15 protein-coding genes are annotated in these 13,829 nt (G+C 70.8%); 10 read left to right on the top strand and 5 right to left on the bottom strand.

The features are described from left to right. Positions 1-73 precede the first annotated feature (73 nt). A complete protein-coding gene (locus ABZ840_RS22900; RefSeq protein WP_361561944.1) occupies positions 74-697 on the bottom strand; it encodes a LysE family translocator in 624 nt (207 codons plus the stop codon). Then, positions 691-1,815 (bottom strand): diaminopropionate ammonia-lyase, encoded by a 1,125-nt coding sequence (locus ABZ840_RS22905; protein ID WP_361561945.1) that lies wholly within the window; start codon positions 1,813-1,815, stop codon positions 691-693. The genes ABZ840_RS22900 and ABZ840_RS22905 overlap by 7 nt, the downstream gene beginning before the upstream one ends. Positions 1,816-1,950: 135 nt before the next feature. Here ABZ840_RS22905 and ABZ840_RS22910 point away from each other — a divergent pair, with 135 nt between their 5' ends. From ABZ840_RS22910 to ABZ840_RS22955, 10 genes are all read left to right on the top strand, one after another. Then, positions 1,951-2,871, top strand: coding sequence for a LysR substrate-binding domain-containing protein (locus ABZ840_RS22910; protein ID WP_361561946.1), 921 nt, complete (start codon positions 1,951-1,953; stop codon positions 2,869-2,871). Positions 2,872-2,948: 77 nt separating this feature from the next. After that, positions 2,949-3,536, top strand: coding sequence for an RDD family protein (locus tag ABZ840_RS22915; protein ID WP_361561947.1), 588 nt, complete (start codon positions 2,949-2,951; stop codon positions 3,534-3,536). 428 nt (positions 3,537-3,964) lie between these two features. After that, positions 3,965-4,381 (top strand): cupin domain-containing protein, encoded by a 417-nt coding sequence (locus ABZ840_RS22920; RefSeq protein ID WP_361561948.1) that lies wholly within the window; start codon positions 3,965-3,967, stop codon positions 4,379-4,381. Positions 4,382-4,486: 105 nt separating this feature from the next. Further along, the gene (locus tag ABZ840_RS22925) at positions 4,487-5,236 is read left to right on the top strand and encodes an SDR family oxidoreductase (RefSeq protein WP_361561949.1); all 750 of its coding nucleotides are present in this window, start codon (positions 4,487-4,489) and stop codon (positions 5,234-5,236) included. A 219-nt stretch (positions 5,237-5,455) separates the two neighbouring features. After that, entirely contained in the window at positions 5,456-6,331 is an 876-nt protein-coding gene (locus ABZ840_RS22930) for an MEDS domain-containing protein (RefSeq protein ID WP_361561950.1), read from the top strand. Between the two features lie 77 nt (positions 6,332-6,408). Continuing rightward, on the top strand, positions 6,409-6,810 hold the full coding sequence (locus tag ABZ840_RS22935; RefSeq protein WP_361561951.1) for an ATP-binding protein: 402 nt from the start codon (positions 6,409-6,411) through the stop codon (positions 6,808-6,810). Positions 6,811-6,838: 28 nt separating this feature from the next. Further along, the gene (locus ABZ840_RS22940) at positions 6,839-7,189 is read left to right on the top strand and encodes a VOC family protein (RefSeq protein WP_361561952.1); all 351 of its coding nucleotides are present in this window, start codon (positions 6,839-6,841) and stop codon (positions 7,187-7,189) included. Positions 7,190-7,579: 390 nt separating this feature from the next. After that, positions 7,580-8,587 (top strand): MerR family transcriptional regulator, encoded by a 1,008-nt coding sequence (locus tag ABZ840_RS22945; RefSeq protein ID WP_361561953.1) that lies wholly within the window; start codon positions 7,580-7,582, stop codon positions 8,585-8,587. A 309-nt stretch (positions 8,588-8,896) separates the two neighbouring features. Beyond that, positions 8,897-9,415 carry a lytic polysaccharide monooxygenase auxiliary activity family 9 protein gene (locus tag ABZ840_RS22950; RefSeq protein WP_361561954.1) on the top strand — a complete coding sequence of 173 codons (519 nt, stop codon included), beginning with the start codon at positions 8,897-8,899 and terminating at the stop codon, positions 9,413-9,415. 73 nt (positions 9,416-9,488) lie between these two features. After that, a complete protein-coding gene (locus ABZ840_RS22955; protein ID WP_361561955.1) occupies positions 9,489-10,223 on the top strand; it encodes a chitinase in 735 nt (244 codons plus the stop codon). Between the two features lie 21 nt (positions 10,224-10,244). On the opposite strand, the gene ABZ840_RS22960 is transcribed toward ABZ840_RS22955, so the two are convergent. From ABZ840_RS22960 to ABZ840_RS22970, 3 genes are all read right to left on the bottom strand, one after another. Next, positions 10,245-11,450 carry an ABC transporter substrate-binding protein gene (locus ABZ840_RS22960; RefSeq protein WP_361561956.1) on the bottom strand — a complete coding sequence of 402 codons (1,206 nt, stop codon included), beginning with the start codon at positions 11,448-11,450 and terminating at the stop codon, positions 10,245-10,247. A gap of 260 nt (positions 11,451-11,710) precedes the next feature. Beyond that, positions 11,711-12,841, bottom strand: a complete 1,131-nt coding sequence (locus ABZ840_RS22965) for an aminotransferase (protein ID WP_361561957.1) — start codon at positions 12,839-12,841, stop codon at positions 11,711-11,713. Next, on the bottom strand, positions 12,838-13,788 hold the full coding sequence (locus ABZ840_RS22970) for an NAD(P)-dependent oxidoreductase (protein ID WP_361561958.1): 951 nt from the start codon (positions 13,786-13,788) through the stop codon (positions 12,838-12,840). The genes ABZ840_RS22965 and ABZ840_RS22970 overlap by 4 nt, the downstream gene beginning before the upstream one ends. Positions 13,789-13,829 lie beyond the last annotated feature (41 nt).

Raw genomic sequence — 13,829 nt, forward strand, 5'->3', positions numbered from 1 at the left:
GAGTCACTTTCTCTTCATGATGCTCTGTCAGCCCCCGGTGGCCTGCGTGAGCTGCATCCTTCCACGTCGCGCGTCACCCGGAGGCCGCGGCGACCGCGAGGCCGAAGCCGATCAGTACGACGCCCGTGGTCCGTTCGAGAGCGCGGCGGACCCGCGGCCTGTGGAGTACGGGCCCGGCCTGGGACAGCAGGAGGACGTAGCCGCTCAGCCAGGCCAGGGTGAGGGCGGCGTGGAGGAGGACGAGGAGCGTCATGGCCCAGGCGGTGGGGAGCCCGTCGGGGGCCAGGGTGGGCAGGAGCCCGGTGTAGAAGACGGCGATCTTCGGGTTGAGGACGTTGCTGATCAGGCCGGTCCGCCATGGACTGCCGGTGGTGGCCCGGGCGTCGGCATCCGGTGTGGCGGGAGAGGCGGCGCGGCGGTGCTGCCACAGCGTCTGTGCGCCCAGGAGGACCAGGTAACCGGCGCCCAGGAGCTTGAGTACGAGGTATGCGGCAGGCGAGGCGGCCAGTACGGCAGCGAGCCCGGCGACGGTCAGCGCGCCCCAGACCAGCAGCCCGGTCGCGATGCCACCGACCGTCCGCAGCCCGTCCCGGGGCCCGGCCACGACGGCGCGTCGGGTGACGATCGCCATGTCCGGGCCCGGAACGATGGTCAGCAGGCCGAGGACACCCACTGCGGCCAGGAGCGGGGTCAGCATGGACCGGCAGGGGAGTGCGGGTTGGCGGTGGTGCCCTCGGTGCTCAGGAGTACGACCACGGAGTGCGGGGCGAGGCCCAGTGCCGTACGGCGTGCGTCGGCGTCCGCGCCGGTGAGCGCCGCACGCAAGCCGGCGAGCGCCGCGGCCCCGCAGGGGCCCGAGGAGACGCCGAGCGCGGCGAGGTCGGCGGCGGCGCGGACGCTGTCGGCGTCGGGGACGGCGACAGCGGCGTCCAGCCCGCCGTGCAGGTAGGGCCAGGCGATGCTGGAGGGCGTGCCGCAGTTCAGCCCGGCCATGATGGTCTCGCCGGTGGTGACACTGACGGGTTCGCCGAGCACGAGGCTTTCCAGGACGCAGGCCGCGGCTTCCGGCTCCACGGACAGCAGCGCCGGGGCGCGCTCGGACGGGCGGCTGCGGTAGTGGGTGACCACCGCCTGGCCGAGCGAACCCACACCCACCGGCACGGCGACGAGGCCGGGCCCCTGCGCGATCCCCGCGGCCGCCAGCTGTTCGTCGATCTCGGCGCAGAGGGTGCTGTAGCCCTCGACGATCCAGCCCGGGATCTGTTCGTACCCCGGCCAGGCGGTGTCCTGGACCAGGACGGCGTCCGGTGCGGCGGCTGCCCGGTCGGCCAGCCGTACTGCCTCGTCGTACGGTCCCGGGACCTCGGTGACCTGTGCCTGCTCGGCGGCGATGGCCGCCACGGCCCGCGGGTGCACGCCCTGCGGAACGAAGACATGGGCGCGCTGCCCGAGCAGCCGTGCCGTACGGGCCACCGCCCGGCCGTGGTTGCCGTCGGTGGCGGTCACCAGGGTCACCGGGCCCGGCTCCGCACCGTTCGAGGCCCGTTCGGCCAGCGTGCGGTGGACCGCCCAGGACGCGCCGAGCGCTTTGAAGGCGGGCAGCCCGAGCCGGGACGACTCGTCCTTGACGAAGACCCGGCCGACCCCCAGCTCCGCCGCGAGGGGCGGGAGGTCGGTCAGCGGAGTGGGGGAGTAGTCGGGCAGGGAGGAGTGGAAGCTCCGCACATCGGCGGGCGCGGGTGCGCACCGCCACGTACGGGCGCTGGGCCGGTCGTACCACGGCAGCGTACGGAGGGAGGACGCGTTTCTTGCCACGTGATCAGTCACATTGATCAGGGTCCGGTACGTCCCTCCGATCGGTCCAGCGAATGTTTCCGACGGATACTCTTCGGAAAACCCGACCAAAACCGATGGCCGGCGCTGCGCGACGGCAAGGAGACCCGCCTGCCGATGTTCGACCTGCACCGACTGCGCCTGCTGCGCGAACTCAAGCAGCGCGGCACGCTCGCGGCCGTCGCCGCTGCCCTGTCCTACGCCCCGTCCTCCGTCTCCCAGCAGCTCGCCCAGCTGGAGGCCGAGGTCGGCGTCCGGCTGCTGGAACCGGTCGGGCGGCGGGTACGGCTGACCGAGCAGGCCGAGATCCTCGTCGCCCACACCGAAGCGGTACTGGAACGTCTGGAGCGCGCGGAGGCGGACATCGCCACCTCTCTCGCCGACCTGACCGGCACCCTGCGCGTCGCGTCGTTCCAGACGGCCGCGCTCGCCCTGGTGCCGACCACGCTCGACCTGCTGCGCGACCGCCACCCGCACCTGCGCGTCCACCTCACGCACATGGAACCGGAAAGGGCACTGCCCGCCCTCCAGGCCCGCGATTTCGACCTGGTGCTCGCCGAGGAGTACCCCGGCAACCCCAATCCGCGGCCCGCCGACCTCGAACAGCAAGACCTCTTCGAGGACCCCCTCCGCCTCGCGCTGCCCGCAGCGGCCGACAAGGCGAGCACTGCCGACAGTCCGCTGGCGGCATTGCGCTCACTCGCCGACCACCCCTGGGTGATGGAGCCCGAAGACACCGCCGCCCGGCACTGGGCCATGACGTTGTGCCGCAACGCCGGATTCGAGCCTGATGTGCGGTTCGAGACCACGGATCTCCTGCTCCACCTCCGCCTCGTCGAGCAGCAGCACGCCGCCGCTTTCCTTCCCGACCTCCTCTGGCGCGGACAACAACCGGCCGTCCCCCTCCGGCGACTCCCGCGTGGCCGGCGCGCCCGCCGCGTCTTCACCGTGGTACGTCGGGGCCGCAGCCGGCACCCCGCCATCCTCGCGTGCCGGGAGGCGCTCCTCCGGGCTGTCGCGCTGCACCCCGTCGGATAACCGCTGCCACTCCTGCCCCATACGCTGTGTCCTGCACATCCCTCATGGGCCAGCAGTGAACCGAAGGAGTATGAGCAGTGAGTCACCCCGGGCCGCCGCCGCAGGCGTCGTACGGCTACCCGCCCCAGCAGCCGGCGTACGGATACCCGCCGCAACAGCCGTACGGGTATCCGCAGCAGGCCGGGGCGCCGTACCCGCCGCAGCAGCAGCCGCCGTACGCGGGCTGGTTCCAGCGCGCGGGCGCGTTCCTGATCGATGTTCTGATCAACTTCGGCCCGCTGTGGGTAATGGTCGGCATCAGCACCGCGATCGAGGAGAGCACGGGCGAGAGCGGAGACGCACTGGCGACCATCCTGGGCTGGGTCGGCATCCTGGCGATGATCGTTGCCGTGGTCTTCCAGCTGCGGCTCGAAGGCCGCACCGGACAGACCGTGGGCAAGAAGGTCCTCGGCATCCGGGCCATCCGCGCCGCTGACGGCCGGATGCTCGGCGTGGGCCTGGCCCTCGGCCGCCGCCTGCTCCAGTTCCTCAACAACGTGGTGTTCGGGCTGGGCTGGTGGTGGGCCATCTGGGACGCCAAGAGCCAGACGTTCGCCGACAAGATCGCCAGCGTGATCGTCGTCCGCGCCGACGCCGTGCCGACGTCCCAGCACCCCGGCATGTGAGCATTTCCCGGTAACGCGGCCCGTCGCTCTTCCCGGAGCGGCGGGCCGCTTTCGTTGTGGTGCTGCCGTGGTGTCTCCGCAACGGCAGATCTCCGCCACCGGCGCGGTTCAGACGGAGGCGGCGTAACAGCTCCGGGAGGGTGAGCTCGGCATCCATCGACGGGCCGCCGGCCGTCCCCCTCTTGCCCACGCTCTCACCCCGCGACTCGGCAACCATGACGACCATCGTAAGTTCCCCCGCGCCGTCCGCCACGGCGCGTACGCCTGAAGAGCAGCCGTGTACCCCCGAAGAAGCAGTGTGGCGTGATGCGGTGCCCGGGATGTGTCCGGATCAGCGCTCACCGAGCCTGCCGGGGCTCTGAAGAATGGGGCCTCCTCGGGCACGTGTCCCGCGAACCCGCCGGCAAGACAGCAGGAGGAGATCCGCCATGTCCGACACCGGTGAGCGGCAGCCGCGCTCCGAGGCGTGGAAGACCGCGCTGACCGTGCTGCAAGAGGTCACCCCGCCCGCCGCGCCGGCGGGCGCGCACGCGATGACCGTGCAGATCGAGTTCCCGCCCGGCGACCCCGGTACCCCGCCGCACCGCCACTCCGGCCCGGCCTTCGGTTACGTACTGGAGGGCGAGATGCGCTTCGAGCTGGAGGGCGAGCCGGAGCGGATCGTACGGGCAGGGGAGACGTTCTGGGAGCCCGGCGGAGACGTCATCCACTACCAGGACGGCAACGCCAGCAACGACACACGCCTGCGCTTCCTCGTCACGATGTTCTGCGCGCCGGGAGAGCCCATGCTCGTCCTGGTCGACGACGATGAACTGAAGCAACGAGCACACCTGCGCGCGTCGTAGCAGACCTCCGTAGACCTGACGAGTACCGCCCACGACGAGTACCGCCCACAGGCCGCCGGGCAACTCGCCGCCACACAGGTCGCCATCACTCAGGGAGTACGCACCGTGAAGATCGTGGTCATCGGAGGCACCGGCCTCATCGGCAGCAAAGTGATCGCCAAGCTCAATGACCGTGGACACGAGGCGGTGCCCGCCGCGCCCAGCACGGGCGTCAACACCCTCACCGGCGAAGGGCTCGCCGAGGCGCTGACCGGAGCCCGGGCGGTCGTGGACGTGTCCAACTCGCCCTCCTTCGAGGAGTCGGCGGTGCTGGAGTTCTTCACCACCTCCACCCGCAATCTGCTCTCCGCCGAAGGCAGGGCCGGCGTGACGCACCACGTGGCACTCTCGATCGTCGGCGTCGACGACCTGCCGGACAACGGGTACTTCCGGGCGAAGGTGGCCCAGGAGCAGCTGCTCAAGCAGGGGCCGATCCCTTACTCGATCGTCCGGGCGACGCAGTTCTTCGAGTTCGTCAAGGGCATCGCGGACACCGCCACCGAGGGCGGCACCGTACATCTCCCGCATGTGCTCTTCCAGCCCATGGCGGCGGACGACGTCGCCGAAGCGGTGGCCAGGACGGCCGTCGAGGCTCCGCTCAAGGGCATCACCGAGGTGGCCGGACCCGAGGTGTTCCGGTTCGACGAGCTGATCGCCGAGGCGCTGCGTGCGTGGAAGGACCCGCGCAAGGTCGTCGCCGACCCGCACGCCCGCTACTTCGGGTCCGAGCTGAGGGAGCGCAGCCTCGTACCCGTCGAGGGCCGCGCCCGTCTGGCGGAGACCCGCTTCGAGGACTGGCTGCGCCGCTCCTCCTGACCACCACGCGCAACAGAAGGCCCGTACCCCGCAGGGTGCGGGCCTTCGTCGTGCCCGTTCGTGCCTGCAATAACGCGGGAACGTGTCGCGTCGGCGGCATCGCCGATCACGCGGCAGACCGGTACAGACCGACCTGGTCTCGAAGGGGGTGGGTTCGGGCAACTGCGGTCACCGCTCACCTCGGCCCCGCGCCAGGTTTTAGAGTCTTCATGTATGGACGTGAGCTCTGCAGTCGGGGCAGTCTCGGTCACCCGTATGGTCTCCGGGGATCACGCATGCCTGGGTTTTGACGACGACGAATCCTTGTGGGAGATCCGGGCGGCCTATGCCGACATCGGTGTATCCCGCGACGAGAACGTCGTCCTCTTCACGGATCTGGCAATCACTCCCGACATCGCGGCCGAGCGGCTGTATGCCCATGGCTTTCACCACGGAGCCGCGCTCACGAACGGACAACTGGTCGTGCGCAACGAGGTGCCAGGGGCGAGCCCGGGCAGCAGCGGCGGTTTCGCTCCGGCGGAGCGGGTCCGCCTCTGGATGGAGCTGACCATGCAGGCCCGGAGCCAGGGTTACTCCGGTATCCGGATCATGGGTGACATGGGATGGGCGGCCGCACCGGGCTGCGACCACGATCTGCTGGTCGAGTACGAGGCCGGGCTCTCACCCCTCTTCGCCGACATCGGCTTCACGGCCATCTGCGAGTACGACCGGCGGATGTTCGGCGACGACCTGTGGGACCGTGTCCTGCGCGCCCACTCCCACAACGTACTGCCGCGGTTGGGCGCACTGGACGTCACACGCTCGGGGAGCGGGCTGCGGGTCGCCGGGGAGGCCGACCTGAATACGCGCGAGCAGTTCATGGCGGTCCTGGCCGAAGCCTTCTCCGGGCCGGGGCGGGTCGCCGTACTCGACCTCACCGAGCTGTGTTTCATGGACGTCCGCAGTGCTGCGGCCCTGGTGCACATGGCGAGCCGGCACCTTGATGGCCAGGCCCTGGAAGTGCGCTGCCGGCCGGAGCAGAGCACGGTGATCCGACTGTGCGGCAGCGCCCGCGTTCCTCAACTCGTCATCGACGAGAGGAGTTCCTCGCAGTGACCCTCAACTGCGACAGCAACGGCCAGGACGGGGACGGCAGTCCGGCTCCACGGGCCGTACCTGTCGAGGGAGCCACGATGCCCGCCACTGTGCTCGACCTGACCTTCGAAGCGGCCACCGATTTGGCCGGGCTGCGTCACCGCGTGCGGCAGTGTGCCATGGAGATGGGGCTCACGCCGCACCGGACCAGCGATTTCATCCTCGCCGTGAACGAGATCGCGGCCAACGCCATCGTCCACGGCGGCGGCAAGGCACGCATCGTCCTGACCCACACCGGCACCGGACTGCGGTGCGTCATCGCCGACAAGGGCCCGGGCACGGCGCCTTCCGTACCGGGTGCGGAACCCTTCGGCAAGGACGGTGCCGAGCACGGCCGTGGTCTGTGGGTGGCTCGTGCGCTCGCGGACTGGTTCGACGTCGTCGCGTGCGACGCCGGGACCACGGTCACACTGGAAACGCTGCTCGACGAGCCGTTCTGACACACCGGGTCACGCCTAGAGTGCGGGGATGCGCGCACGACTGGACGAGATCGTTTTTGACTGTCACGCTCCGCAGCAGCTGGCCGCGTTCTGGGCCCGGCTGCTGGGCGGCGAACCGGTACGGCGGAACGCGGACTGGAGCTACGTGGATCCGCCCGACATGCCACGCCTGGCCTTCCAGCGGGTACCGGAGCCGAAGAACACCAAGAACCGCGTACATCTGGACCTGCTGGCGGGTGACATCCCCACGGCGACGGCCGAAGCGGTCGAGGTGGGCGCGGTGTCCGTCGGCGAGCTGGTGACCAATCCTTATGGGCAGTTCCAGGTACTGACCGACCCTGAGGGCAACGAGTTCTGCTTCGTCAGCGGTCATCGCTAGCGGTCATCGCCGGCGATCGTTGTGGGCGGTCGTCGTTGGCGTCGGAGGCACGCCGCGAGCGCGGAAGCGTGGCACGAACGATGCAGCTGGCGCCTGCATCCCGCCCGGACGCACCATGCGAGGGCAAGGAGTACAGGGACAACCGCATCCCCGCGTCCAGGCGTCACCGGCCCGGAACCGAGTCCCCGGCCGGTGACGCCGCACGCGGCGGAGTGGCACGGGCCCGGTCCCCGCTCGTGTCGCGGTAGCCGCCCTTCACGCTGGGGCGTGGGAGTGTGGCGTTTGTGCCGCCTGCCCGGTGTGTGATGGGCCGAGTGGGCGGCACGCCACGCCCGTAGGCCCTACCGTTCCGTCATGGAGACCGCACCACCTCAAACGCGCCAGGCGAGATTGACCACTGGAGATGTCGCGCTTCGGCTGGGCGTCGCCCCGGCCACGCTGCGCTCGTGGGACCGGCGTTACGGCCTGGGCCCCTCCGGCCACCAGGGCGGCAGACACCGGCGCTGGACCGAGCGGGACATCGCGGTGCTGGAGCGGGTGTGCGAGCTGACCGCCCACGGTGTGCCCACAGCGGAGGCCGCCGAACTGGCCCGTGCCGCCGGCGACGTACCGAAGAAGGTGGCGGAGGAGGTGTGGGCCCTGCCCCGGCAAAGCCGCTCCGCGTCCTCCGGGACAGGAGACACTCCCACCGACGGTACGGCGACGACGCATGACGATGCGGACGCCCGGCGGCGGGTGCGGGGCCTCGGCCGCGCCGCCGTCCGCCTCGACGCCCAGTTGCTGGACGAGCTGCTCACCGACACACTCGCCGAGTACGGCCTGGTCGGTGCCTGGGAACGCGTCATGTCCCCGGCCCTGCGGTCCATCGGCCGCAAGTGGGCCTGTTCCGGCGACCCGCACGGTGAACGGTATGTGGAGGCGGAACACTTGCTGTCCTGGCATCTCTCCACGGCGCTGCGCCGGTCCACCGGATTCGCCGCGACGGCCACGGGCGGGCGGCCCGTGGTGCTGGCCTGCGCCCCGAGGGAGGGCCACACCCTGGGGCTGGAGGCGCTGACCGCGGCATTGGGGGATCGTGGCGTCCCGGTACGCATGTTCGGCTGCGCGGTGCCGACGGGCGCGCTGGCCGAGGCGGTACGGAGAGCCGGGTCGTGTGCCGTTGTGTTGTGGTCGCAGACCCGCTCCACCGCCGACCCCGCACTGTTCCCCCTGGCGCACGGCCCCGGCCGCGGCCTGAAGGGGTCCCGCTTCCACCCGGCCGTCCTGGCCACCGGTCCCGGCTGGCCACCGCGCCCGACTCCGGGCATCCACCGCCCGGGCGGACTGACCCAGGCACTGCGGATCCTGGAAGGTCTCGTCGCCATCGACAGAAGGGAGGGCGGGGGCGAGGGGGAGTGAGAAGAGGGACCCGGCGGGGTGGCACGGCCCGCCCCGCCGGTCTGACGCGTGCCCGGCGCCCCACGGATACCTCTCTGTCACACCCTTGACACGGTGATGACCGCCGCTTGTATGGTCTAGTCCAAAGAACTCGCCGGTTCGAGCCGGGAGTTGGTCCCGCACGGGACGCAACTTCTCCCTGCGCGGGCGGTGAGAGCGCGTCACCTTCGCGCCTCTTGGCCCCACCCACGAGAGGCCTGCCCCACCGCACGCGGCACCCCACACGACCGCGTGCGTCCGGGGAAGGGCCTGATGTGAAGGAGTTCCCCCATGCGCACCACCCGGAAGACGGCTGCCCTGATCGGCGCCGCTCTCGCCCCCGTCATCGCCCTGAGCCTCCCCGCCGGTTCGGCGAGCGCCCACGGTTACATCTCCGACCCGCCCAGCCGTCAGGCGCAGTGCGCCGCGGGCACGGTGTCCTGCGGAGACATCACGTACGAGCCGCAGAGCGTCGAGGGCCCCAAGGGCCTGTCCAGCTGCAGCGGCGGCAACAGCCGGTTCGCCGAGCTGGACGACGACAGCAAGGGCTGGACCGTCACGCCGGTGTCGAAGAACACCACGTTCTCGTGGAAGCTCACCGCGCGCCACTCCACCAGCACCTGGGAGTACTACGTCGGCGGCCAGCGGATCGCCCTGTTCGACGACGGCGGTGCCAAGCCGGGCGAGGTCGTGAACCACCAGGTCGACTTCGGCAACCTCAGCGGCAAGCAGAAGGTCCTGGCCGTCTGGAACGTGGCCGACACCGACAATGCCTTCTACGCCTGCATCGACGTCAACGTCGGCGGCTGACAGGCAGCTCGGGGGCCGGCCCCGCGAGGGGCCGGCCCGCCCCACACCCCCACACCCCTCAGGAGTCGACCCCGTGCACCGTCGCATACTCGGACTGCTGACCGCCACCGGTGCGGCCGCCGCTCTCTGCACCCTGACGCTGGCCCCCACGGCCTCCGCCCAGAAGGCCGACAAGAACATCGCTGCCGCCGAATTCGTGGTCAGCGAGGCCCAGTTCAACCAGATGTTCCCGAACCGGAACTCCTTCTACACGTACAACGGGCTCACCGCCGCGCTCAGCGCCTACCCCGGCTTCTCCAACACCGGCAGCGAAACGGTTAAGAAGCAGGAGGCCGCCGCCTTCCTCGCCAACGTCAGCCACGAGACCGGCGGGCTGGTCCACGTCGTCGAGCAGAACGAGGCCAACTACCCGCACTACTGCGACACCACCCAGCCCTACGGCTGCCCGGCCGGTAACGACAAGTACTACGGCCGCGGGCCCATCCAGCTCAGCTGGAACTTCAACTACAAGGCCGCGGGTGACGCGCTCGGCATCGACCTGCTCAACAACCCGGACCTGGTGCAGAACGACGCGGCCGTCGCCTGGAAGACCGGCCTGTGGTACTGGAACACCCAGAAGGGCCCCGGCACCATGACACCGCACGACGCCATGGTCAACGGCGCCGGCTTCGGCGAGACGATCCGCGCCATCAACGGCAGCCTGGAATGCAACGGCGGCAACCCGGGTCAGGTGCAGAGCCGCATCGACAACTACCAGCGCTTCACCCAGGTCCTCGGCGTCGAAGCGGGCGGCAACCTCAGCTGCTGAACAACGACGGCCGTACGGCGCTCAGTACGCGGGAGTGAGGTCGGCCTCCACCGGAACGTCAGGGCAGCGGGAGTTGGCCACCACGGCGAGTTCATGGCCGTGGTGGCCTCCCGTTTTCCACTGCCCGCCGGCCAGCGGTACCAGCGCGACGTTGGGAGTGGGCCCGCTCGTCCAGTCCAGCAGCCCGGCGGTGGTGGACAGGCGGGTGCGTCCGACCGCGTCGGCGACCGAGCGGCGGTCGTGGGGATCGTCGGCGGTCGCCAGGGCGTGGGCAGCGACCTCCAGCAGGGCGTGGGCCAGGCCCAGTGGCTGGAGCCACCGGTTGCCGGTGCGCTGTTCGTACTCCTCGGCCAGCCGGGCCGCCGTGGTGCCGTCCAGGGAGGACCGGTAGGGGTGCCGGGGTGACCAGTACACGAGGGTGGCCACGCCCGCCCGGTCGAGCTCGGCGAGCGTCGACCCGCGCGGGTAGGCCAGCCAGCGCGAGCAGGTGATCAGGCGCGGCCGCGCCCCGCGCTCGCGCGCCTGACGGTGGAACAGCGCGAGGTCCTCGGCGGTGGCGGCACTGGTGACGATGTCGGCGCCCTGCTCGCGGAAGGAGTCGAGGGACGGTGTGAAGTCCCGCGCCGGCTCCTGATAGCCGCCCGGGTCGACCAGGCGGTGGCCCCGGCCGGCCGCCACCGGTACGAATCCGTGCTCCGCGTGGCGCAGCAGCCGCCCCTGAAGGTCGTCGTTCCACAGGCAGCCGACGGTGTGCTGCGTACCCAGCTGTTCCCACATCTCGGCGAAGACGGCCGCGATGTCGTCCAGCCCCCAGGCGAAGTGGTACGTCCAGGTGAACGGCCGTCGCGGATCGCCGCCGCGTCCGTGGACGAACGCCTGCCAGGGGAAAGTGGTGGTCACGCACGCCACGCCCGCTTCTTCGCAGGCGTCGGCCACGGCCGGCAGCACCTTCGTGCCCGCCATGGTCACCACCAGCTGCACCCGCTCCCGGTGCACCAGCTCCGATACCGCCCGCCGCGCGGCCTCGGGGTCGGAGAGACTGTCACGCCACGCGAGCCGGACCGGTCTCCGGCGCGAGCCGCGGGCCGGCTGCGACAGCCGCGGTGCCAGGCGGTCGAGTACAAAGGACAGCGGGTCGCCCAGCTTGGCCAGCCGGCCCGTCCGCGGTACGACCGCACCGATGCACAGCCCACTCGGGCCCGCGCCACTGTCCACCTGTCTCACCACTGCCGGACCTTTCGCCGTTGCGCCGCAGGCTTCTTCCCCCGGTGACATCCCGCGCCGCACCCCCGCACCGAACGTCCGGGCGCGCCCTTTCGCTCGCATGGCGGTCAGGGAGTACGGCTCCGAGAGAAGAAATGCGTTGTCGCGCCGGCACTTCGGTCGGCATGCTCACGGCCGTGAACACCGAAGTGAGACGGGACCTTTGAGGTGGGACTTTTTGAGTCGTGCCGCTCACGACCCGGTGACGGGAGATCGGTCGGTGTTCACGCCGTGGGCGCGAGCCCGTCGAGGAACTGGCCGACCAGTCGCAGGCCGGTGCGCAGGGTCTCGGTGTCATCGGCGAAGCCGATGCGTACGGTGTGTTCGATGTCGAACGCCGCGCCGGGGGTGAACATGACGCCGGTCTCCTTCAGCAGGCGGGTGCAGAACTCGTAGGAGCCGAGCGGAGCGTCGTAGCGGAGCAGTGCGGTGGTGCCCGAGGCCGGGCGTACGTAGGTGATGTCGTTGCGGCCGTTGACCCACTCGTCGAGGATCGCCAGGTTGGTGCGGGTGATCCGGTGGGAGCGGGCGAGGATCGCGTCCTTGTTCTCCAGTGCGACGCACGCCAGCAGGTCGTCGATGCGTCCGACGCTGATGGTCGTGTAGTCGCGGTGCGTCGCGACGTCGGCGAGCAGTGCGGTGGGGCCGACGATCCAGCCCAGTCGCAGGCCGGCCAGGGAGTACGGCTTGGACATGCTGCCGGTGGAGATGCCGCGTTCGTACAGGTCGGCGATCGAGGCGGTGAAGCCGTCACCGTGCTGGTCCACACCCCGGTACACCTCGTCGCACAGCACCCACGCACCGACGCGGCCGGCGATCTCGGCGATACGGTCCAGCCCGGCTTCGTCGATGAGTGCGCCGGTGGGGTTGTTCGGGTTGTTGACCGCGATCAGCCGGGTGTCCGGGGTGACCAGGCGGTCGAGTGCGTCGAGGTCGGGCAGCCAGCCGTGGTCCTCGCGCAGCGGCAGGTGATCGACGCGGGCGCCGTAGCTGTCCGGGATGGAGTAGTGCTGCTGGTAGGTGGGGACCACGGCGACGACGTGATCGCCGGGACCGACGAGGGTGGCGTGGATGAGCGCGTTGGCGCCGATGGCGCCGTGGGTGATCAGGACGTTGTCCGGGGCCTGGGCCGCGTACAGGTCCGCGACGAGGGCGCGGAGGCGGGGGCTGCCCGGGATCGGCCCGTAGGTGAGCGGGGTGGCTGCCAGCTCGGTCAGCACGTCCTCGCGTCGGCCGGACAGGTTCAGCAGCTCACCGGTGGTGAGGGAGCGGACGCAGGTCTCGGCCAGGTTGTACCGGCAGGTCTCCTCGTACTCGTTCATCCACTGCTCGACCGCGAACTCACGAATCTTCACCGCGACTGCTCCTCCGTCGTGTCGTTGTCGTTGCTCCGGCAGGCGGCCCAGGCGACCGCCGCGTCCTCGATCCCGAGTCCCACGGATCGGAAGTACACCGGGCGGTCCCCGCTCGGGCGCGGTGCGCTGCCGGTGACCAGGCCGGCGAGGTCGCCGCGTACGGAGGCGGAATCCCAGCCGGATGCGGTGGCTTGCACGAGTTCGGTGGCCACCTCAAGGCTGGTGTGTGCGTCCACGTACACGTCGAGTTCCGGCACCGCGGCGGACGGGATCTCGCGCGCTCCGGGTGCGTTGGTGGAGAGGGAGGTGACGACCGTTCCCGGCTCCAGGGTCCGGGGGTCCAGGACGTCCTCGGCTGCCGAGGTGCACAGCATCACCAGGTCGGCGCCCGCCACGGCCTCCTGAAGGGTGGCGACGGCCCGGACGCCGTCGTCGACCTGCTCCGGCCGCTTCCGGGAGACCGCGCGCACGGTCATGCCGGGGCGTACCTGGCGCAGATAGCGGGCGTGGGCGCGGCCGACGCGCCCGTACCCGATGACGGCCGCACTCCGGGCGTCGGGCGGCAGCAGCAGGTCGGCGGCCAGCACGGTGGTGGCCGCTGTGCGTTCCACGGTCAGGTCCGAGGCGTCCAGCAGCGCGACCGGCTGCCCTGTGGAGAGGCTCACCAGCATCGTCCAGGCGGTGACGACCGCCGGGCCGGCCGGCCGGGGCAGGTACGGGGAGACCTTGACCGCGTACACCCCGGCGGCGGGGAGTACGGCCGGGAAGTGGATGACGTCACCGCCGCCGGGCAGGTCGACGACGAACCGGCCGGGAGCGGCCGAATCGGTGGGGACATCGGTGGGGTCATCGGTGGGGTCATCGGTGGGGGAGACGGCTCCGAAGGCCTCGCGCAGTGCTGCGAGCACGGCCTGCTCGGAGACGTGGGGAGAGGTGATCACACGCATGATGAGCAATATATTGCCCACTCGCGGATCCTGGCAACTTT

Source organism: Streptomyces sp. NPDC047117, assembly GCF_040643545.1.
GTDB lineage: Bacteria > Actinomycetota > Actinomycetes > Streptomycetales > Streptomycetaceae > Streptomyces.